Source organism: Flavobacterium restrictum (assembly GCF_007097245.1).
Classification (GTDB): domain Bacteria; phylum Bacteroidota; class Bacteroidia; order Flavobacteriales; family Flavobacteriaceae; genus Flavobacterium; species Flavobacterium restrictum.
Genome location: NZ_VJZT01000010.1, coordinates 114,920 through 135,534 on the forward strand (window position 1 = coordinate 114,920; position 20,615 = coordinate 135,534).

At 36.9% G+C, this 20,615-nt stretch carries 17 protein-coding genes and 3 tRNA genes; 9 read left to right on the plus strand and 11 right to left on the minus strand.

The window, feature by feature from the left end; genetic code table 11:
• Nucleotides 1-69: 69 nt before the first annotated feature.
• The 3 genes from FNW21_RS10705 to FNW21_RS10715 form a co-directional block, all read right to left on the minus strand.
• Nucleotides 70-4,560 (minus strand): T9SS type B sorting domain-containing protein, encoded by a 4,491-nt coding sequence (locus FNW21_RS10705; protein WP_144256739.1) that lies wholly within the window; start codon nucleotides 4,558-4,560, stop codon nucleotides 70-72.
• Nucleotides 4,561-4,663: 103 nt separating this feature from the next.
• A complete protein-coding gene (locus FNW21_RS10710) occupies nucleotides 4,664-5,197 on the minus strand; it encodes an RNA methyltransferase (protein ID WP_144256740.1) in 534 nt (177 codons plus the stop codon).
• Nucleotides 5,198-5,273: 76 nt separating this feature from the next.
• The gene (locus FNW21_RS10715; RefSeq protein WP_144256741.1) at nucleotides 5,274-5,729 is read right to left on the minus strand and encodes a DUF1573 domain-containing protein; all 456 of its coding nucleotides are present in this window, start codon (nucleotides 5,727-5,729) and stop codon (nucleotides 5,274-5,276) included.
• A 153-nt stretch (nucleotides 5,730-5,882) separates the two neighbouring features.
• On the opposite strand from FNW21_RS10715, the gene mutS reads away from it, so the two are divergent.
• The 4 genes from mutS (at nucleotide 5,883) to FNW21_RS10735 (ending at nucleotide 9,255) form a co-directional block, all read left to right on the plus strand.
• Nucleotides 5,883-8,489, plus strand: coding sequence for a DNA mismatch repair protein MutS (gene mutS / locus FNW21_RS10720; protein ID WP_185963921.1), 2,607 nt, complete (start codon nucleotides 5,883-5,885; stop codon nucleotides 8,487-8,489).
• A gap of 147 nt (nucleotides 8,490-8,636) precedes the next feature.
• Nucleotides 8,637-8,709: transfer RNA gene (locus tag FNW21_RS10725), tRNA-Gly, on the plus strand.
• A gap of 16 nt (nucleotides 8,710-8,725) precedes the next feature.
• Nucleotides 8,726-8,811: transfer RNA gene (locus FNW21_RS10730), tRNA-Leu, on the plus strand.
• Between the two features lie 96 nt (nucleotides 8,812-8,907).
• Nucleotides 8,908-9,255 (plus strand): DUF1508 domain-containing protein, encoded by a 348-nt coding sequence (locus FNW21_RS10735; RefSeq protein WP_144256742.1) that lies wholly within the window; start codon nucleotides 8,908-8,910, stop codon nucleotides 9,253-9,255.
• Nucleotides 9,256-9,420: 165 nt separating this feature from the next.
• Here FNW21_RS10735 and FNW21_RS16355 read toward each other — a convergent pair whose 3' ends face one another.
• Nucleotides 9,421-9,621 (minus strand): hypothetical protein, encoded by a 201-nt coding sequence (locus FNW21_RS16355; protein ID WP_185963923.1) that lies wholly within the window; start codon nucleotides 9,619-9,621, stop codon nucleotides 9,421-9,423.
• Between the two features lie 322 nt (nucleotides 9,622-9,943).
• Nucleotides 9,944-11,173, minus strand: a complete 1,230-nt coding sequence (locus FNW21_RS10740; protein WP_144256743.1) for a 3-deoxy-D-manno-octulosonic acid transferase — start codon at nucleotides 11,171-11,173, stop codon at nucleotides 9,944-9,946.
• 142 nt (nucleotides 11,174-11,315) lie between these two features.
• Here FNW21_RS10740 and FNW21_RS10745 point away from each other — a divergent pair, with 142 nt between their 5' ends.
• Both FNW21_RS10745 and galE read left to right on the plus strand, forming a co-directional pair.
• Nucleotides 11,316-12,452: a DegT/DnrJ/EryC1/StrS family aminotransferase gene (locus tag FNW21_RS10745; RefSeq protein WP_144256744.1), complete on the plus strand. Its 1,137-nt coding sequence runs from the start codon at nucleotides 11,316-11,318 to the stop codon at nucleotides 12,450-12,452.
• Between the two features lie 78 nt (nucleotides 12,453-12,530).
• Nucleotides 12,531-13,544: a UDP-glucose 4-epimerase GalE gene (gene galE, locus FNW21_RS10750; protein WP_144256745.1), complete on the plus strand. Its 1,014-nt coding sequence runs from the start codon at nucleotides 12,531-12,533 to the stop codon at nucleotides 13,542-13,544.
• Nucleotides 13,545-13,717: 173 nt separating this feature from the next.
• Here galE and FNW21_RS10755 read toward each other — a convergent pair whose 3' ends face one another.
• The 3 genes from FNW21_RS10755 to FNW21_RS10765 are packed head-to-tail and all read right to left on the minus strand — an operon-like array spanning nucleotide 13,718 to nucleotide 15,113.
• Complete coding sequence (locus FNW21_RS10755; protein WP_144256746.1) at nucleotides 13,718-14,248, minus strand: SRPBCC family protein; 531 nt, start codon at nucleotides 14,246-14,248, stop codon at nucleotides 13,718-13,720.
• Between the two features lie 4 nt (nucleotides 14,249-14,252).
• Nucleotides 14,253-14,696 (minus strand): VOC family protein, encoded by a 444-nt coding sequence (locus FNW21_RS10760; protein WP_144256747.1) that lies wholly within the window; start codon nucleotides 14,694-14,696, stop codon nucleotides 14,253-14,255.
• Nucleotides 14,697-14,699: 3 nt separating this feature from the next.
• Complete coding sequence (locus FNW21_RS10765; RefSeq protein WP_144256748.1) at nucleotides 14,700-15,113, minus strand: SRPBCC domain-containing protein; 414 nt, start codon at nucleotides 15,111-15,113, stop codon at nucleotides 14,700-14,702.
• 119 nt (nucleotides 15,114-15,232) lie between these two features.
• Between FNW21_RS10765 and FNW21_RS10770 the strand changes: the two genes are divergently transcribed.
• Nucleotides 15,233-15,309 (plus strand) — tRNA-Pro (locus tag FNW21_RS10770).
• Between the two features lie 56 nt (nucleotides 15,310-15,365).
• On the opposite strand, the gene der is transcribed toward FNW21_RS10770, so the two are convergent.
• Nucleotides 15,366-16,676, minus strand: a complete 1,311-nt coding sequence (gene der / locus FNW21_RS10775) for a ribosome biogenesis GTPase Der (RefSeq protein WP_144256749.1) — start codon at nucleotides 16,674-16,676, stop codon at nucleotides 15,366-15,368.
• 399 nt (nucleotides 16,677-17,075) lie between these two features.
• Between der and FNW21_RS10780 the strand changes: the two genes are divergently transcribed.
• Together FNW21_RS10780 and lipB are read left to right on the plus strand one after the other, a co-directional pair.
• Entirely contained in the window at nucleotides 17,076-17,807 is a 732-nt protein-coding gene (locus FNW21_RS10780; protein WP_144256750.1) for a hypothetical protein, read from the plus strand.
• 400 nt (nucleotides 17,808-18,207) lie between these two features.
• A complete protein-coding gene (gene lipB, locus FNW21_RS10785; RefSeq protein WP_144256751.1) occupies nucleotides 18,208-18,912 on the plus strand; it encodes a lipoyl(octanoyl) transferase LipB in 705 nt (234 codons plus the stop codon).
• A 269-nt stretch (nucleotides 18,913-19,181) separates the two neighbouring features.
• On the opposite strand, the gene FNW21_RS16740 is transcribed toward lipB, so the two are convergent.
• Together FNW21_RS16740 and FNW21_RS10795 are read right to left on the minus strand one after the other, a co-directional pair.
• Complete coding sequence (locus FNW21_RS16740) at nucleotides 19,182-19,358, minus strand: HepT-like ribonuclease domain-containing protein (RefSeq protein WP_317129299.1); 177 nt, start codon at nucleotides 19,356-19,358, stop codon at nucleotides 19,182-19,184.
• A gap of 357 nt (nucleotides 19,359-19,715) precedes the next feature.
• Complete coding sequence (locus tag FNW21_RS10795; protein WP_144256752.1) at nucleotides 19,716-20,594, minus strand: hypothetical protein; 879 nt, start codon at nucleotides 20,592-20,594, stop codon at nucleotides 19,716-19,718.
• Nucleotides 20,595-20,615 lie beyond the last annotated feature (21 nt).

Sequence of the window (20,615 nt, forward strand, 5' to 3'; positions counted from 1 at the left end):
TCAAATGGAATTATTAAAATTAGTATTCGTAAACTATTTATTGTTACGATTTTAACAGTATAAAACGGTTTAGCGTTTTAAACTAAAATGACCTTTTATCTCTGCGTTACCATCTCCTAAATTTAATGTATACCAATAATCATCTGCGGGTAAAGATGCACCATTTAATGTCCCGTTCCAGCTTTTGTTTTTGGAATTTAGGCTAGTTATGTATTTGCCAAATCGGTCAAAAATGGTGATTTCAGCATTTGGATACTTTATCATTCCTTTAATTTCCCATACATCATTGAAAGAATCATTATTTGGGGTAAAATATTTGGAAACGCCTACAAGTACAACTTCTTGCGTAACATAACCACAGCCATTTTTGTCGTTCACATAAACTACGTGAACTCCCGAGGAAACATTAGTAAAAAAATTGGAATCCTGATAATAACCAGTCGGCTCGTCAAGGCTGTACTCGTATTTTCCAGGCCCTGTTGCGGTAATCGTGATGGTGTTCACATCGGTTAAGTCAACCACATCAACGGTAACATTGGTCGCTGTATTCGAGGCGGTAACTTTTATTGTTCTTATGCGGCTACAACCAGAAGGACTGGTTACTGTTACAGTATACAGACCTTCGGTATTTACCTCTAGGATAGGCGAGTTGGTGCCTGTAGCTGAACCGTCTTTTGTCCATAAATAATCGTAATTATTTGTTGGTGTATTGTCTAAAATTCCAGCATCAAGCGTAACAAAAAAGGTTGCAATATTTGAACAGACCAATTCATTGGCACTTCCATCAGTATTCAAATCGATATTCGGAATTGGATTAACTACAAAATTCAAAGTTGTGCTTGCGCTGCAAATGGTATTCAAAGGGTTTTCTACTTTTGCAGTAACGGTTTGAGTTCCTGTCACAAATGGATTGGGCAAAGGGCTTGGTAATACTGCTCCATTTTTGTCGAAATATTTCACAATCATATTGGTTTGCCCGCCCAGAATGGTGGTTTGAAAAGTAGCAGTGTCAAAGCCAATTTTTCCATCTTGATTTATTGGGTTTGCTTCGTCATCACAAGAAGTGGTTAATGATGGATCAACTGCATAAGCAACTGGAGCTGCATCAACAATAAATGCGATGGTAGTTTCGTCAAAGCATTTTTGAGGCGAAGTATTGGTGACCACCGCTTTTATAGTTTTTGAGGTTGTTGAAAAAGTGGCTGGAAATGGACTTGTAATCAAATTTCCATTCGAATCTTTTAACGGAGCGTTGTTTTTGTCAAAATAAGTTACTGTGACATTGCTTTGCCCTTTTACTAAATCTGATTCGAGAGAAGCGGTATTGAAGCTAAAAATACCATCGTTGTTATCGTCACATTGTCTGGTAATGGTTACGGGATTAGCCACAGGCAACGCTTCGACATTTAGGGTCAAGTAAGGACCTAAACCGTAACATGCATTGTCTACATCACTATCGACACGAATCCAAATATCCTGTGAGTTGGGATACCCATTATTTCTATAATTTGAAATATCGGTAATTACTTGAAGTTCTGCCAGCGCATCGGCTTCATTTTTATAGTAATTAATTGTATACGTTTGATTGGTTGGTAATGTGGCTAAAATTACAGCTTTGGTCGCCGAAAAATCAAATCTTGTAATTCCATCACGATTGTTATTGTTGGCATTATTATTTCCATTGGCATCTAAAAAATCATCGCAAACCGGTGCGAATGGAATTTTGTAGGTTTTTGGGATATTAGTTGCGGGAACTTTCAACGTTATTTTGCCCACGCTACTGCAGTTCGTTATTTTATTGGCTACTCTTACCCAAACATCCATGGTTGATGGAGTTGTATTTTCGAATGCTAAATTATTTGTAATTAAATCAGTCGAAAGACCACTATTTGCTCCTGATTGTGAGGTATAATAGTTAAAATTTTCATTAGTATAATTGGCAGAAATTAGATTATTGTTTACGGTTAAATTAAATAGTGTTTTTCCGTCCGAAATAATATCGGTGTCGCATTGAACAATAGTAATATCGTTTACAATTGGGACAGAATTGACTGTAAATTGTATTGTTGTCGTTGCAAAACAAGCGGTGTTTATTGGATTTTCAACTTTTACCGTCACCGTTTGAGTTCCAGTTACAAATGGATTTGGAAGCGGGCTATGCAATGGATTGTTATTTTTATCAAAATAGGAAACGGTCATGTCAGTTTGAGTTCCTAGAATAGTAGCTTGAAAAGTACTGGTATTAAAACCAAATTTTCCATCTTGGTTCAATGAATTTGGTTCGTCATCGCAAGTTGTTGTTAGCGTTGGTGAAATGGCAAAAGCTTCGGGCAAATCATCAACTACAAATGGAATTGTTGTTGCGCTAGCACAATGCAGCGCCGAGTTTCCTGTAACAACCGCTTTTATAGTTTGTGAGATGGTGGAGAAACTAGCTGGAAATGGACTGCTAATCAAAGTTCCATTGGAATCTTTTAAAGGATTGCCCGTTTGGTCAAAATAAGTAACGGTTACATTGGTTTGTCCGTTTAATAACGTTTGTTCTAGTGTAGCGGTGTTAAAAGTGTAAATGCCGTCTTGATTATCGTCACAATGTCTTGCAATTGTTACGGTATTTGCAATTGGTAACGGACTCACGAGAACCGTAATTGGTGTTCTATCGGTACAGCCGTTATCCACGTAAAAAGTCGTCGTAGCAGCTAGCGGAGGCGTGGTATACGTATCACCAGTTTGTAACAAAATTCCGTTTGTAGGGCTATCATACCACTTTATTGTCCCTGTTGAAGTGCTTGCTTGAAGTGTTATTTTTTCTGAACCGCATATAGGAGCTGGTGTGGTAACATTAATTTGAGACATTTCGAGTACTGTACTTGCCGAAATTTGTATGCCATCAACATCTCCAGCAACCATGCCGCCATATTCTACAATATAGCCTTTGGGTTGGTAATCACCAGAGGAGCCGCCAGTATTGGATAAGTCATTCCAAGAACCTGGAATACCTACGCCGGGAGCTGTTACATGCGCATAATCCTCGTCGCCCAAATTGTTTGGTTCTCCATTATTAGTATTCCATAAAGCAAAATTTGGAGTAGTGCCGTTACCAATTCCGTTCCAAAAAACAGTTCCTGTACCGCCGTTAGCAAATCCTTCGGGACCAGTAACCCATTTCCATTGCCCTTCTACAGCAGCATCGCTTCCGCCAATCCAGCCAGCTCCGGGTGCTTGGGCTCCCGCTAATTGTGCTTCTTCGGCAGAGGTTAAGGCGGCTAAATATCCTTTTAATCCATAGTAATTTCTGGTTTCGGCTGCTGCTTTTGCATTATACCAAGTGATTCCTAAATTGGGCACATACTCATAAAAATGCTTGTTTGTAGGCAAATAACTTAAGGATCCTGTTCCTAAATTGATAGAAAAAGAGCGCTCTCCAGTGGGAGAAGTTGTCGAGTTGCTGTATTTTACAGCTGCAAGAGCTGCTTCAAAATCAGTGAAAGGAATGGGACTACCAGTAATGGAAGTAAGCGTTAGTTTCCCTTCGGATACCGACCAACTGGATGCAATAGTGGGGTGATTGCCAGTAAGTGTCAATACATCTTGTCCATATACATAGCCAGACGCTATTTGAACATAAACCGCATTCGTATTGGGATCAAGAGGATTGTAAGTTATGTGAACCGTTTCTACGATATTGGTCAAAGTGCCGGGGCAGTATGGATTTGGATTTGAGGTGGCGGTGATTTTTGGAATTGTACTTGTCGCTATGGATGTACAATTTTCAGAATAGCTGGCGGTTGCGTCTTTGTCTGTTGACCAATTGGCATCAGAATAGGCTTTATTATCAACTTGTATGCAGCTTAGCTTTGGATTGGATCCCAAAAGAATACTAGTTAAAATACTATTGTTACTATTTTTTAAATTAAGACTAATTAACTTATTACCACTGCTATCTAAAGTAGTCAAATTCATATTTTTAGTAACATCCAAACTCATTAATTGATTATAACTACATACTAAAATTGTTAAAGACGTATTTTTAGTAACATCCAAACTTGTTATTTGATTTTCTTTACAATCCAAAATAGTCAAAGCTACATTTTTAGAAACATCCAAACTCGCTAAATTAGTTTGTGAACAGCCTAAATATGTTAAAAAAGTATTTTTAGTAACATCCAAATTCGTTAATTGGTTACCGCCGCAATATAAGTTATTTAAAGCTGTATTTTTGGTAATATCTAAACTAGTTAGTTGGTTGAATGTACATTGCAAAGTTTTTAATGCTGTGTTTTTGGAGACATCCAAACTCGTTAATTGATTCCCAAGACAATCTAAATCTGTCAATGCTAAAAAATCCTGCAACCCTGTTAAATCAGCAATATTTAGGTCTGCAAGATTTATACTAGTTACCCCACTCACATTTGCAGTAAGCACCTTCCCATCAATAGCACCACTGTCAATCCTTAAGCTAATCAAAGCTTGTTCAAAATTTACATCAGGAATTAAAGTATATTGCCCAAACCCAGAAATACTAGAACATAACAAAACAAAAAACACTATTTTTTTCATAACAATCAACTGCTTAAACGATTTCGTAAAAATAGGGAAGTAAATGGAAATAAAAGAGGCTAATGAATTATTTTATCAAAACACCGAGTTACTGCAAAACTCATTACGCAAAACTCATTTTACAAAACAAATCCCAAACCACAATTCCAGCGCTTACAGATATATTTAAGGAATGTTTGGTTCCCAATTGCGGAATTTCGATGCAGCAATCGCATAAAGCAACGGCTTCTTGTGCTACGCCATGTACTTCGTTGCCAAAAATTAAAGCGTATTTAGTATCTTTTTTAACTTTAAAATCTTGCAAAAAAACAGCACTTTCTACTTGTTCAATGGCAAGTGTTACGGTATTTTCTTTTTTTAAAATAGCAATTACTTCCAGCACGTTGTCGTGATGTTCCCATGCTACAGTTTCGGTGGCGCCAAGTGCCGTTTTATGAATTTCCTTATTGGGAGGTGTTGCAGTGATCCCGCAAAGGATTATTTTTTCGATCAAAAAGGCGTCTGCCGTTCGAAACACAGACCCAATATTATGCAAACTTCTGATGTCGTCGAGTACCAATATAAGAGGTGTTTTCTCCGATGTTTTAAAATCAGTAACGGATTTTCGGTTGAGTTCGCTATTTTCTAATTTTCTCATGCTTTGTTGTGACTATTTTATAAACAAAAAAGCTTCCCTAAAATAGGAAGCTTTTGATGGTATGATTTTTTTTGGATTAGCTTTTTGGAGCGTCATCTGGCAAAACAGTACCTTTAATGGTTAGTACTTTTGTAGCTTGTCCTTCTGCATTAGAAGTTACGGTTACCGTTTTAGTAAAAGCACCTACTCTGTCAGTGGCATAACGCACTCCAATAACTCCTTTTGCACCTGGCATAATTGGTTCTTTTGGAGTAGTTGGAACAGTACAACCACATGATCCTTGTGTGTTAGTAATGATTAATGGCTTGTTACCATTGTTTGTGAACTCAAATTTACGATTTGGTTCTGCATTGTGTGCAATCGTACCATAATCAATAGTTTCAGTAACAAATACCATTCCTGCGCCTTCTACCTTTGGTGTAGATACTTTTGCAGCGGCTGGAGCTTTCTTAACTTTTTTAGAAGTTTCTTGCGCATTAGAATTTGTAATTCCTAAAACGATTAACAGGGCAAGAGTAACTATTTTTTTCATCTTTGTTTAATTTTAAAATTCAATCACAAATCTATATAAAAAATAGAAATCTAGTCCTAAATTTTTCTTAAATATATTTTTAATTTTTGAAGTCTTCCTTTTTCGTTTTAAAATATATAAATTCGCTGTCACATTTTTTTAAAGAAAACTATTTTGGCAGCTAAAGATAAAGAAGTTAAGGAAACCCCTTTAATGAAGCAATACAACGAAATCAAAAGGAAATATCCGGATGCTTGCTTGCTGTTTCGTGTAGGCGATTTTTATGAAACATTTGGTGACGATGCGGTACGGGCTTCCAGAATTCTAGGGATAACCTTGACCAAAAGAGGCGCAGGTTCCGAAACCGAAACGGCGTTGGCGGGTTTTCCACATCATTCCATTAATACGTATTTGCCCAAACTAGTCAAAGCGGGACTTCGAGTGGCTATTTGCGATCAGCTTGAAGATCCCAAAATGACCAAAAGTATTGTAAAACGAGGCGTGACAGAGCTGGTAACTCCGGGAGTTTCGCTAAACGATGAGGTGTTGCAATCCAAGACCAATAATTTTCTTGCAGCTATTTATTTTGCCAATAAATCCATCGGGATTGCATTTTTAGATGTCTCTACAGGTGAGTTTCTAACGTCGCAAGGCAACGCCGAATATATCGATAAGTTGTTACAAAATTTCAATCCAAGTGAGGTTTTGATTCCAAAAAATAATAAGAATAATTTCCGAGAAACCTTTGGAGATGATTACCATAGTTTTTATCTCGAAGACTGGATTTACAAGGAGGATTATGCCTTCGAAATCCTAACGAAGCATTTTCAAACTGTTTCGCTAAAGGGTTTTGGAATCGAAGAATTGAAAGAAGGCATCATTGCTTCGGGAGCGATTTTATATTATTTATCCGAAACGCAACACAACAGAGTGCAACACATCACGGCAATTCAGCGTATTGCCGAAGATGCCTATGTTTGGATGGATCGCTTTACAATTCGCAATCTCGAATTGTATCACAGTTATAATCCCAATGCCGTGACGCTGCTGGATGTTATTGACAAAACGCTTTCGCCAATGGGCGGTCGGCTGCTCAAACGCTGGTTGGCTTTGCCGTTGAAAGATGCCAATAAAATAAAAAATCGCCATCAAGTGGTTTTGTATTTAAAAGAAAATCAATCGGTTTTAAAAAATATCCAAAAGCAAATCAAGCAAATTTCAGATTTAGAACGACTCATTTCCAAAATTGCCGCAGGGAAAGTGTCGCCTCGTGAAATTATCTACCTCAAGGAATCGCTAGACGCTATTATTCCCATCAAAACATTGGCTTTGGCAAGTCCACAAGAAGCCGTAAAAGTCATTGGCGACAGCCTGCACAGTTGTGATTTGTTGCGTGAAAAAATAAAAATCACCCTAAATCAAGATGCTCCTGTCGCTATTGCAAAAGGGAATGCGATTGCCAAAGGAATCAACGAAGAACTCGATGAATTGCGAGCCATATCCACTTCGGGAAAAGAATTTTTGGAAGGAATCGAAAAAAGAGAATCTCAAAAAACAGGAATTTCGTCTCTAAAAATTTCATTCAATAACGTTTTTGGGTATTATATCGAAGTGCGTAATTTGCATAAAGATAAGGTTCCTCCAGAATGGATTCGTAAGCAAACCTTGGTCAATGCGGAACGTTATATCACTGAAGAACTCAAAGAATACGAAACCAAAATCCTAGGTGCCGAAGAAAAAATTCATAAAATAGAAGTCGCATTATTCGAGCAATTGGTCAGTTGGATCGCAACGTACATCAAACCTGTTCAAATGAATGCTAATTTGGTCGCCCAATTGGATTGTTTGTGTTCGTTTACGCAACTCGCCATCGAAAATAAATATGTTTGTCCAGAACTTGACGAAACGTTCGAACTAGAAATCAAAAACGGACGGCATCCTGTTATCGAGAAACAATTGCCCGTTGGGATGCCGTACATTGCCAATGATGTTTTCTTGGATCGTGAAACGCAACAATTAATCATGATTACGGGCCCTAATATGTCTGGAAAATCGGCTATTTTGCGACAAACCGCTTTGATTGTGCTTTTGGCTCAAATGGGAAGTTTTGTCCCTGCGGATAACGTGAGGATGGGAATTGTAGATAAAATATTTACCCGAGTTGGGGCAAGTGATAATATCTCGATGGGCGAATCGACTTTTATGGTCGAAATGAACGAAACAGCCTCGATTCTAAATAACATCTCCGACAGAAGTTTGGTGCTACTAGATGAAATAGGACGAGGAACGAGTACGTATGACGGAATTTCGATTGCTTGGGCAATAGCGGAGTTTTTGCACGAGCATCCTTCGCAACCCAAAACCTTATTCGCAACCCATTATCATGAGTTGAACGAAATGACCGAATCCCTGCCTCGAATTCAGAACTATAATGTGGCAGTAAAAGAGCTAAAAGATACCGTACTTTTTATTCGGAAATTAATAAAAGGCGGGAGTGCCCATAGTTTTGGAATTCACGTGGCCAAAATGGCTGGAATGCCTCAAATTGTGATTTTAAAAGCCCAAAAACTATTAAAAAAATTAGAAAAAAACCATTCTAGTGACGCCCTAAACGGAATCAAAGCCACCAATGACGAGGTGCAAATGAGCTTTTTTAATCTTGATGATCCTTTACTTGAGGAAATCAAAGAGGAAATTCTGAATTTAGACATCAATACCATTACGCCTATGGAAGCCTTGATGAAACTCAATGAAATCAAGAGAATGTTGACTAGAAAATAAAATAAAGTGTTTAAGGTTTAGGTTATCAGAAGGTTACCTTTTAGCTTAAAAATTTTAGCAAAAAAGACTTGTTTAATCCAATTAATGTGCTAAATTTGCCACCGCAATACAGAACAAGTATTGTTGTTCTTTACAAGAATTGAAAATGCGAAAATAGCTCAGTTGGTAGAGCGCGACCTTGCCAAGGTCGAGGTCGCGGGTTCGAGCCCCGTTTTTCGCTCAAAAAACCATACAATGCTCGGATGGTGAAATTGGTAGACACGCTGGACTTAAAATCCAGTGAACAGCAATGTTCGTGCGGGTTCAAGTCCCGCTCTGAGTACAAAGAAAGCTTCAAACTATGTTTGAGGCTTTTTTTATTTTCGATTTTTTCTAATGTGTAAATGGTTTTGTGGTAAATGTCTAGCGTAAAAAATGTATGGGAGCTTTTGTAATTAGCAAGCGATTTAATGATACGTATAAATTTGTTTTTACTTCTAGAAAGGGAAAAATTATTTTTACGAGTTTGAGCTACGAACTAAAATTTGAATGCCAAGAAGAAATCGATGGATTTAAAGCGGCTATTGAAACAGCTGAATTTGTAAAGTTCAAATCGCCCAACGGGAAGTATTTTTTTAAATTGATGTTAGGAGAACAACATTTTGCAACAAGCAGAAAATACACAACGGAGTTACGGCTTAAAAAAGGAATAAATGAAATTGTACTATACGCTTCCAAGGCGGAAGTTTTGGACTTTTCGGAAAATGATTTTGTTTTTACCGATTAAGGAAGATTTTTTTTTGAAAAACCCCATACTGCTTTTTGTAGTATGGGTTTTTTTAGGGTTTAAAAATTATTAAAACACTGTCTTTTAGCATTTTAATAATTATTTTTTAAACAAAAAAAAGTCGTCACACGATGTGGACGACTTGATTTTTTAGGTAATTTAGAATTACTTAGTCGCAGGAGTAGCAACAACAGCAGCAGCAGCAGTATCAACGGCAACAGCAGCAGTATCAGCAACAACAGCAGCAGTATCAGCAACAACAGCAGTAGAATCTACAGCAGTAGCATCAGCAGCAGCATCAGCTTTTTTACAAGATACAACAGTCAAAACAGCAACAACAGCTAAACTTAAAAATACTTTTTTCATCTTAATTTTATTATAAAGGTTAATTATTAATTCGTGGCAAAGATATAAAATTTTTAATATGTAAAATATTTTTTTATTTTTTTTTTAAAATAATATTCAATTGCAACGCTCGTTGTATTTATCAAGTACTATGCCAAAAAACGAATAGTAATAGAATAATTGCTTTTTTTTGAATGTTTGTTTTTTATTAGGGTGCAAAATTAAGAAAGTGCTAGAAATAGCTCTTTTTTAAAAGTTGCTTTTTTTTGTGAATTTAATTCGGTAAAATTTGAATTTTAAGTAGTTAGTGTGGTAAAAACACCTTTTTTGCACCTTTGTAACACTATTGCAAATGGCTCATAATACTGTTTGTTGCTCCTTTATTTTGTGCTATAAATAAACTACAAATGGCTCCTTTTTCGGTTCTTGTGGTATCATTTGTTATTAAATGGGATACGGCAAGCGCTAATTCGGTTTTTGTTGCAATTGTGACGCATCCTTTTAGGTTTACCAGAGCGGTTGCCTCTGCAAAATGAGAATAATTAGGGCCAATAATTATGGGAACACCAAAAGTAGCGGGCTCTAACAGGTTGTGAACTCCTGGATTACCAAAACCGCCACCTACATAAGCGATATCGGCATAGGCGTATATTTTGGTCAGAATTCCTACGGTATCAATGATGAAAACATCAAAATCAGTACCGTCTTTATTTTCTCGTTCCGAAAATAGCACCGTTTTTTTGCGAATGCTTGCTTTGAGTTCCTGTATTTGATCGGGTTTAATGTTGTGCGGTGCAATAATAAATTTCACTTTTAGAGTCGTAGTATTGATAAAATCAACCAAAATACTTTCGTCTTTTGGCCACGAGCTACCTACTACAATCGTGAGGGTATTGTTTTTGAACTCCGCAATAAAATCAAGCGTATTGTCTTTTTCAACAATAGCTGCTACTCGGTCAAATCGGGTATCTCCAGAAACAATTGCATTGGTTTTACCCAATTGATTTAGTAGTTTTTGAGAGTTTTCATTTTGTACAAAAAAATACGTAAAGGCATCCAATGCTTTTTTATAAAAACCGCCATACCATTTAAAAAAAAGCTGATTTTCTCTAAAAATTCCAGAAATTAAATAAGTTGGTGTTTTTGTTTTTTGGAGTTCATTCAAGTAATTAAGCCAATATTCGTATTTGATAAAAAATGCCATTTCGGGGTGAACAATTGCTAGAAATTGCTGGGCATTTGCTTTAGTGTCTATTGGCAAATAAACCGTAACATCAGCAACCGTGTTGTTTTTTCGGACTTCATAACCAGAAGGGGAAAAAAAAGTAAGCACAATTTTGTGGTTGGGAAATTGCATTTTTACCTTTTCGATAACGGGTAAACCCTGCTCGTATTCGCCCAACGAGGCGGCGTGAAACCAAATGGTTTTATCCGAAGGTTTTATTTTTTGGTTCAAAACAAGGAAAACTGTTTTTCTTCCGTCTACAAAAAGTTTTATTTTTGAACTGAATAAAGCGATGATTTTGATAAAAAATGTAGCAAAAAGTACCGTGATGTTGTAGAGAAAAAGCATAGAACTATTTTTTGGCTAAAATACTGTTTCTTTGTATTATTTTCATTGCTTTAAACTCATTAAATACCTATTTTTGTTATTCTTTATTAGAAAGCAGTTGCAGTATTTGCCTCTAAAGCTTTTCAACATTAAACAGGAATACATGAAAAAAATTCAAATGGTTGACTTAAAAAGTCAATACGAAAAAATAAAAGATACCGTAAATACGTCTATTCAGGAAGTTTTGGACACGAATACCTACATCAATGGACCACAAGTTCATGCTTTCCAGAAAGCATTAGAAGAATACCTTGATGTAAAACACGTCATTCCTTGCGCCAATGGAACGGATGCCTTGCAAATTGCTATGATGGGATTGGGTTTGGAGCCCGGCGATGAGGTAATTACCGCTGATTTTACTTTTGCGGCTACTGTTGAAGTGATTGCTTTGTTGCAATTGACACCCGTTTTAGTTGATGTTGATTTGTATAATATGAATATTTCTATCGACGCCATCAAAAAAGCGATTACTCCCAAAACCAAAGCAATTGTACCAGTACATTTATTTGGACGTGCGGCTAATATGGAGGCTATTATGGCTGTTGCCAATGAGTATAATTTATACGTTATTGAGGATAATGCACAAGCTATTGGTGCCAATTGTAAATTCTCGGATGGTACCAAAAAGAAAGCAGGGACAATAGGTCATGTGGGTTCTACATCCTTTTTTCCTTCTAAAAATCTAGGCTGTTATGGCGATGGTGGGGCTATTTTTACTAATGATGATGCACTAGCTCACCAACTTCGCGGTATTGTAAATCACGGTATGTACGAGCGCTACCATCACGATGTTGTGGGAGTGAATTCTCGTTTAGACAGTATTCAAGCTGCCGTTTTGAATGCTAAATTACCGTTTTTAGATCAATATGGACACGCTCGTCAGGAAGCAGCTCGAAAATATTCAGCCGCTTTTGCTGGTCATAAAAACATTGTTGCGCCCACTATTTGCGGGAATTGCGATTGCCACGTATTTCATCAATACACACTCCGAATTGTCGATGCTGATCGCAACGGATTGATGCAGCATTTACTAGACAAAGGTATTCCGTGCGCCATTTATTATCCAATCCCATTGCATTCGCAAAAAGCCTATTTGGACGATCGCTATAAAGAAGAGGATTTTCCAGTTACCAATCAATTGGTTAAGGAAGTATTGTCTTTGCCAATGCATACGGAACTGGACGATGACCAAATTAAATTCATAACAGATAGCGTTTTGGAGTTTTTAGCTTCTTCGTAACAAAAAAAACGGGCAATAAGTGGTAGGTAATTGTAATACCACTGCTTAATTTATTTTTTCTTTGCAAAAAAAACAAACATGAAAGTATTAGTAACAGGAGGTTTAGGATTTATTGGTTCGCATACCGTTGTCGAATTGCAAAATGTAGGATACGAAGTAGTCATTGTGGATAATCTTTCTAATTCTTCCCAAGAAGTTTTAAAAGGAATTGTAGCCATAACAGGTACAACTCCTGTTTATGAAAACATTGATTTAAGAGAAAAAGCAGCCGTTCAAGACTTTTTTCAAAAGCATGATGATATTGCAGGTGTTATTCATTTTGCAGCGTCAAAAGCAGTTGGCGAGAGCGTTGGGGATCCCTTATTGTATTACGAAAACAACATTAGTGCCTTGGTTTATGTTTTGAAAGAATTGCAAAAAAAACCAGCAGCAAATTTTATTTTTAGTTCTTCTTGCACCGTTTATGGACAAGCCGAGGTAATGCCAATTACCGAAAATGCTCCCGTGCAACAACCTATTTCCCCTTATGGAAATACCAAAAAAATAGGCGAAGAAATCATTATTGATGTCGCTAAAATTTCGAATATTAATGCCATTTTATTGCGTTATTTCAACCCAATTGGTTCGCATCCTACTGCCGAAATTGGCGAATTACCCATTGGTGTACCACAAAATTTAGTGCCTTTTATTACACAAACTGGTTTTGGTTTGCGTGCTGAATTGTCTGTTTTTGGAGATGATTACCCAACGCCTGATGGAACTGCTGTTCGCGATTATATTCACGTAGTCGATTTGGCCAAAGCCCACGTGATAGCCTTGCAACGTTTATTGAACCAAAAAAATCTGGACAAAGTAGAAACTTTTAATTTAGGAACAGGAACAGGAAGCTCTGTGCTAGAAGTGATTCAAAGTTTTGAAAAAGTAAGCGGCAAAAAACTGCCGTATAAAATTATGCCTCGTCGGGAAGGTGATATTACCTCGGCTTACGCCAATACCGATAAAGCGAATGAAATCTTGGGCTGGAAAGCACAATCAACGCTAGATGAAGCGATGGCTAGTGCTTGGAAATGGGAACAGAAAATTCGTTCGTAATTTGTTGTCCGATTTAAGTTGTAAAAAAAATAAATCCAAAAAAAAAGCTGCAGCATCATTGATCTGCAGCTTTTTTTGTAAACAGTATTGGTGTTATACCAATACTGTTTACAAAATAATCCAATCTACTTGTTCTTTTTCTCTAATACTTCCTCAAAAAATAATTCCGTAGATTATTTTTCTACTATTTTTTTCAAATTTGCTAAATTTTGAGTTTCGGCATTTTGGATAATTCCTTTTGCTATGAGGTTCATCAAATTCATTGGATACTTGGCATGACCGTAAAAATCGATTGAAATTTTGGTTTGATTTTGGGATGCAGTTTTCAGTCGTGTTGTTACCTTGGCCTCTCCTTTCATCGGGCGTTCAAAATGCAAATCGATAGTTATTGAGTCCGTTGAAATAGCTGTTATTTCTTGCGAACCAGCACCAACATTACTGTTTTGGCTGTCCCAGATGGCTTTGAAACCAACACTTCCATCGGTGCCTTGGTACTCCATTTTTACATTTGGATCTTGCAGCATCCAAACGCTATATTGTTCTTGATTTTTGATTTGTTTTACATAATCAAATACAACTTGTTTGGGTTTGTTAATGGTGGTTGTTACCGAAACGATGTAATTATTGGGCACAAAAAGGGCTACGACCAAGATTGGCGTTAGCAATACCACTACTATGATTCCTATTATTTTTAAAATTTTCATAGATTTAAGCTTGCTCATGAGTTGTTTCGTCAAAATTCACCATCCAATGAATGCCAAATTTATCGACAAACATGCCAAAATAAGCACCCCAAAAAGTTTGATTCATTGGCATAAAAGGATTGCCTCCAGCCGATAATCCGTCAAAAACGGCATCGGCTTCGGCTTTACTTTGCGCGTTTATAGAAAGTGAAATATTAGTTCCAATTGCTACAGCACCACTTGCCGAGTTGCTATCGCTACCCATCAAAATGGATCCGTTTCCTATGGGCAGCGTTATGTGCATGATTTTGTTTCCATCTTCTTCTGAAAGTGTTGGATTACTGTCGTCTGCTGGCATTTCGTTGAACTTTCCTACATACGGAAATTCACCGCCAAATACAGTTTTGTAAAACAGAAAAGCTTCTTCGCAGTTTCCGTTAAAAATTAAATAGGGGTTTATTGTCGCCATTTTTTAGTTGTGATTAAGGTTCGTGTATTTTGTAAAATTGTCGAGTATCGCTTGCCATCCTTGCTGTTGCAGGGTTATGGGATTCTCGTCTTCTGGCTCGAAGGATTCGGTTAGGAGAACGCCATCGATGGTTTCTTCAAATCGTATTTCGACCTTTCGACCATCGTCAAGGACATAATCAATAGCAGATAAATAGTCGATATTTGTATATTTTCCCTCCAAATCAAAACACAATAATCCGTCTTTAGACGCCATTGTGTATTTGAATCTTCCGCCAATTTTTAGGTCATTTTCGGCATTAGGCGTATGCCAATCTTCGGAAGCGTTATTCCATTGCATAATATGATTGGGAGTCGTCCAAAAGTGCCAAACGGTTTCTAAACTGGCTTGAATTGTAGTGGTAACCAATAGTTTCATTTCTAAATGAATTTATAAGAAAACTAAAAGTACACTTTTTAGTGGAATGAAACAAAAATCCAAAAAAAAAATTATTTCTTTTTGGATTTTTTAAAAAATAGAGTACTTTCGAAAACTTACGGGATGTAGCGCAGCCAGGTAGCGTACTAGCATGGGGTGCTAGGGGTCGCTGGTTCGAATCCAGTCATCCCGACCAAAAGGAATCTCCCTTTTATAAGTAAAAATCCCATTCGATTTGAATGGGATTTGCTATTATTTCTCTCTAATATAAATATCAATTGGCACTCCTGAAAAGTCCCATTTTTCTCTAATTTTATTCTCCAAGTAGCGTTTGTATGGTTCCTTAACGTACTGCGGCATATTCGCAAAAAACACAAATTGTGGCGTGAGTGTTGGCAATTGCATGCAATATTTAATTTTTACATATTTCCCTTTGGTGGCTGGTGGCGGGTAGGCTTCAATTACTTTCAACATAAATTCGTTGAATTTTGAAGTTGGTATGCGTTGTTTTCTATTTTCATACACCTGAACAGTGGCTTCGAGTGCTTTCAACAAACGTTGTTTGGTCAAAGCCGAAACAAAAAGAATAGGCACATCCGTAAACGGCATTAACTCTTTTTTGATTTTCTCTTCGTAATCACGGGTTGACATGGTGTCTTTCTCGACCAAGTCCCATTTGTTGACCAAAATCACAACCCCTTTTCGGTTTTTTTCGGCTAACCAAAAAATACTTTGATCCTGTCCTTCAAATCCTCGAGTAGCATCAATCACTAGCAGACAAATATCCGCATATTCAATCGCACGAACCGAACGCATGACGGAGTAAAACTCCAAATCTTCCTTCACTTTCGCTTTCCTACGAATACCCGCCGTATCGACCAAGTTGAATTCGAAACCAAAACGGTCGAATTTTGTATCAATAGCATCACGAGTAGTTCCCGCAATGTCGGTAACCATAAAACGATCCTTGCCAATAAGTGCGTTTATAAAACTAGATTTTCCAGCATTAGGACGACCTACAACCGCAAAACGAGGCAAAACCACTTCTTCCTGAACAGGTTCTGGTTTTACAGGGAAAGCATCAATTACGGCGTCCAATAAATCACCAGTTCCACTACCAGAAATACTAGCAAACGTATAAAATTCGCCCAATCCAAGGTTGTAAAACTCCAGCGCATCTTTCTCCCGCATGGCATTATCGACCTTGTTGACTGCCAGTAAAACTGGCTTTGTCACTTTACGCAACAAGCGCGCAACCACATCATCCATTGGGGTAATGCCTTCTTCAACATCGACCACAAATATAATTACATCGGCTTCGTCAATGGCTAGTTCTACTTGTTTGCGGATTTCTCCCTCAAAAACATCATCCGATCCGCGCACGTATCCTCCCGTATCAATCACCGAAAATTCTTTTCCGTTCCACTCGCTTTTACCGTAGTTTCTATCTCTGGTAACTCCAGAAACCGAATCTACAATAGCTTCTCTTCTTTGTATCAGCCTATTAAAAAGGGTTGATTTCCCCACATTAGGTCTTCCTACTATCGCAACAATATTGTTCATAACTCTAAATTCAAATATTTTGCAAAGGTAGTGTATAAAAATGGATTTTTTGATTTTTAGACTATTTGATTTCCAGACGGTTCTATTTATCTAACTGGCTGATAGGCTATTTGTCAGGTCTCCATTGTTGCACTACCCAAACGGCACAACTAATCTCATTATTATTTAGGAGCCAATCCAGCTATCCGTTGCAAGTCCTCGCTACAAACCCTATTTTTCTAAACCAGAAAAGGAGCTTCCTTTGGTCGCTCTTTTCTGGCAAGAAAAATAGGGTTTTTCGCTGTGGGCTTTCCACTACTATCTGGGCTACAGTTTTCGTTTTCATAAACAGCAAGATAAAGCACATAAAACAGTTATATTTGAAATTTAAAAGCTGTAATTCCAATCCTAAATCTCCGTATGAAACGCTATCTTTCTCTTCTGCTACTTTTTCTGGCAACAAGTTGTCAAGTCTTGGAAACCATTGATATCCATGCTGATGGGAGTGGCACTATCGAAATAAGCAAGCTTCGGGACGAGCAAAGTTATATACAATTAGCAGGCGAAAACTATTCGAAAGAAAAAGAGTTTGTCGATACAACCTATGTTTTTAATGGTTTTATAGAGCGATACAAGGAAACATTTTTGAAACTTACATCAGCAGAAAAAGCTGTTTTTCAAAAATACAATGCCGTAAAAGTGCACATCGAAAAAAATGCTTACGAGAAAGTATACCGAACCACACTTTCTCAAAAATTTGCAACACTAACCGAAGTTCCAGACCTCTACAAAACCGAAGAATATACGGGTGATTTACAGCACAATTATGCCTTAAGTGCCGAGGAACATTATTATGTTATCCAATACGCTTTTGATGGAAATCAATTCCAACGAACGGTAACAATTACCAATGAAACCGAATTAAAAAAGCAACAATCCGAGGTGGAAAATTACAAGAACCGATTTTCCAAGATCAACCTGCGGCAATCCTATATCTTGAACTATCATTTCCCAAAAGCAATACAATCCGTTTCTAATCCCAAAGCAGTGATTAGCGCTGATAAAAAAACCGTTGTGCTAGAATGCTTATTATCCGATTTTTTGCAACATCCCGAAATCACCAATCTCAATGTGATTTTGCAACAAGAATAAATCCATAGGATTTCCATCGAGTGAGCGACTATTGGTATTTTCTGTTGAAGTCCAAACCCAAACGAGTCTTGTAAATAAAGCAATCTGTGGTGTGTTTTTAAAAGCGAATGCGGTAATGCAAAATCGGGCGCATGACAAATTTCATTTTACGAACCATGAAATAAAGAACCTTTTTGTTTTTTAAGTTATGTAAGGTCATATAATAGTGTTGTTTACTATTGGTTTAATTCGTTTTTAGTTTTAAACTTATATGACCTTAAATGTTTTGCATGGTGAATGATTTTATAAAACTATTTTTTTTTTGATGTTAAAAAAACAGGTAATTTGTTATGCAATCAGCAAAATCTCCTACACGCAAAATCAGTAAAAACTTCGTAACTTTGCCATTCAAAAATAGGCAATGAATACAACCATCCAACTCCAAGATTTAGGGCTTCAAGATTACAAAACCACTTGGGATTACCAAGAAGAATTATTTCAGGGTGTTGTCAATCTCAAAATCCAAAATAGGAGAGAGGAAACGACTCTGGCGACGCCTAATTATTTCCTTTTTGTCGAACACCCGCATGTGTATACGTTAGGAAAAAGCGGCGATTTGAATCATTTATTATTAAACGAAAAGCAACTCGAAGCCAAAGCTGCTACTTTCTACAAAATCAATCGGGGTGGCGATATTACCTATCACGGTCCCGGACAAATTGTGGGGTATCCTATTCTGGATCTCGAAAATTTCTTTACAGACATTCATAAATACTTGCGTTTTCTGGAGGAATCCATCATCTTGACTTTGCAAGAATACGGGTTAGACTGTGGTAGGAGCGAGGGCGAAACTGGCGTTTGGTTGGGCGTAGGAACCCCATTTGCTCGAAAAATTTGTGCGCTTGGCGTTCGCGCTTCACGCTGGGTAACCATGCACGGTTTTGCTTTAAATGTCAATGTCGATTTGGGGTATTTTGATAATATTATTCCATGTGGCATCAGGGGCAAAGCAGTCACCTCGTTGCACGTAGAATTGGGAGTCGAAAAAGTACCTGAAGCCGAAGTAAAAGCAAAAATAATCAAGCATTTGACACAACTGTTCGAGGCGGATTTTGTGACTAAATAGGTTAAAGACAACAGGAATTTATACCGCTTAAAACAGACTTTTAAGCTATTGTATTTTTCTAAATTAGAAGCAAGCAAAAAAGAAACCTCGCTTACATTGCTTTGAGCGAGGTTGTTTATTATGATTTATTGTGAATATTAAATTTTTGAAGAGGTTGCGCAACAGCTGCGAGTGTTTAATGAAATTCTTTGTTATTCACCAAGTAATTCTTCGACTTCTTTTTGTAAAACGGGTAAATTTCTAATTACAATTCCCCAAATTACATCATCCTAAACCGAATCATATCCGTGAATGATTCTATTTCTAACATCGACAATTTTCCTCGAGTTAGAAATTACAATTTCACTATTAAGTTTTAAGATACGGTTCATCGCTTCACCAATAATTTCAATATTTCGTTCAACTGCTCTTTTTGTTCTTAAATCATTTTGATAAATTTCAAATATTTTGGAGTATCAATATAATAACTTTCTATTTCATTGATTGAACTTAAAATGTCATAAAGCCAAGTTTTACTAGTATTGTCTTCAGTACATGACAAAAAAGCTAAACAAGCATATTTCCAAAGACTTAATCCAGTCAAAAGAAATTTTGACAAGTAGTCTAATCCATATTTAACTACACTTACAGCTCTTCGTCCATGAGTTTTTATTTTTATTTGTTTTACATTTTCATCTAGTATAATCGATTTTTTGTTAAAGATAAAAAGTTAGTGATTAAAATAACAAATATAGATAGTATACCCAATAAAAAAACCGCTCAAATCGAGCGGTTTTAGGTTGCTATATTAATACCGTGAGAAGTTATATTTTACCTGCTATAATAGCACCGATTGCTTTATTTCTAATCGGTAACGCAATAAACCTTTTGTCAAAGCCTACAACTGTAGCCCTCAATTCGGGGTCGTCAATTCTCTCAAACATCTTAACACTTCCATCGGCTTTCATTACTTCCTCTGAACTAAAAGAGAAAGAACCATAAGTAGTATTTGCATCAGAAACCGCACCCCAAGGCAATTTTGTTTTTGCTAGTAGATTGTACTTTGCAGTTTTGGTATATTGCAAAATATTAAAACCCGCAAACCTAGTAGGTTGTCCGTTTTTAAAGTCTGTAATATCTTTGAACGCCTTTAAATCATACAAAATCAAATCTTCAACGTGGTTAGGGTCTAATACTAAATAACGATTGTCATAAGGAACGTCCAGTAGGTCGTATTTCTTTTTTAGCTTCAAAATATCCTCTGGTATTAATCTTTTGAAACCATCGCCGTTATTGTCGCCTGTTGTTACTAAAATTGGGGTGTTTTCAGTATCAGAATTTGGAGCGAATGCGTGAGCTGCTTTTTGTCCTGATTTTGCTCTTAAAGTCATTCTATGACCGTAAATAACACTTTCTAACTTATTGTAAGCCAACTCAACGGCTTCGGGACTTCTTACTAATGTATTTTCAGTTTCATACAAATCTAATTCGATAGATAAAGGCATATCAGCTCTTTGAACTATCGGAATTGGATAGGTTGTATTGTTTATTAATACGTCAGGATCAAAACCGCAATCGGCTAGATTGATTTTGTCGTTTTCAACGTGTTCCGTCATATCCTTTGCATAATTTAAAAATGATGCTTCAGGATAAAAATTCTCCATAATTTGGCTTATCCAAACTTGCTTGTTTAATGTACTCATATAATAATTGATTTTAAAAAT

What these genes read in the sequence shown, in the direction of transcription:
- FNW21_RS10710 (WP_144256740.1), bottom strand. Translation starts at nt 5,197, where the DNA reads ATGAGAAAATTAGAAAATAGCGAACTCAACCGAAAATCCGTTACTGAT.
- FNW21_RS10765 (WP_144256748.1), bottom strand. Translation starts at nt 15,113, where the DNA reads ATGAAACTATTGGTTACCACTACAATTCAAGCCAGTTTAGAAACCGTT.
- galE (WP_144256745.1), top strand. Translation starts at nt 12,531, where the DNA reads ATGAAAGTATTAGTAACAGGAGGTTTAGGATTTATTGGTTCGCATACC.
- FNW21_RS10745 (WP_144256744.1), top strand. Translation starts at nt 11,316, where the DNA reads ATGAAAAAAATTCAAATGGTTGACTTAAAAAGTCAATACGAAAAAATA.
- FNW21_RS10740 (WP_144256743.1), bottom strand. Translation starts at nt 11,173, where the DNA reads ATGCTTTTTCTCTACAACATCACGGTACTTTTTGCTACATTTTTTATC.
- FNW21_RS10735 (WP_144256742.1), top strand. Translation starts at nt 8,908, where the DNA reads ATGGGAGCTTTTGTAATTAGCAAGCGATTTAATGATACGTATAAATTT.
- FNW21_RS10705 (WP_144256739.1), bottom strand. Translation starts at nt 4,560, where the DNA reads ATGAAAAAAATAGTGTTTTTTGTTTTGTTATGTTCTAGTATTTCTGGG.
- lipB (WP_144256751.1), top strand. Translation starts at nt 18,208, where the DNA reads ATGAATACAACCATCCAACTCCAAGATTTAGGGCTTCAAGATTACAAA.
- FNW21_RS10760 (WP_144256747.1), bottom strand. Translation starts at nt 14,696, where the DNA reads ATGGCGACAATAAACCCCTATTTAATTTTTAACGGAAACTGCGAAGAA.
- der (WP_144256749.1), bottom strand. Translation starts at nt 16,676, where the DNA reads ATGAACAATATTGTTGCGATAGTAGGAAGACCTAATGTGGGGAAATCA.
- FNW21_RS10780 (WP_144256750.1), top strand. Translation starts at nt 17,076, where the DNA reads ATGAAACGCTATCTTTCTCTTCTGCTACTTTTTCTGGCAACAAGTTGT.
- FNW21_RS16355 (WP_185963923.1), bottom strand. Translation starts at nt 9,621, where the DNA reads ATGAAAAAAGTATTTTTAAGTTTAGCTGTTGTTGCTGTTTTGACTGTT.
- FNW21_RS10715 (WP_144256741.1), bottom strand. Translation starts at nt 5,729, where the DNA reads ATGAAAAAAATAGTTACTCTTGCCCTGTTAATCGTTTTAGGAATTACA.
- FNW21_RS10755 (WP_144256746.1), bottom strand. Translation starts at nt 14,248, where the DNA reads ATGAAAATTTTAAAAATAATAGGAATCATAGTAGTGGTATTGCTAACG.
- FNW21_RS10795 (WP_144256752.1), bottom strand. Translation starts at nt 20,594, where the DNA reads ATGAGTACATTAAACAAGCAAGTTTGGATAAGCCAAATTATGGAGAAT.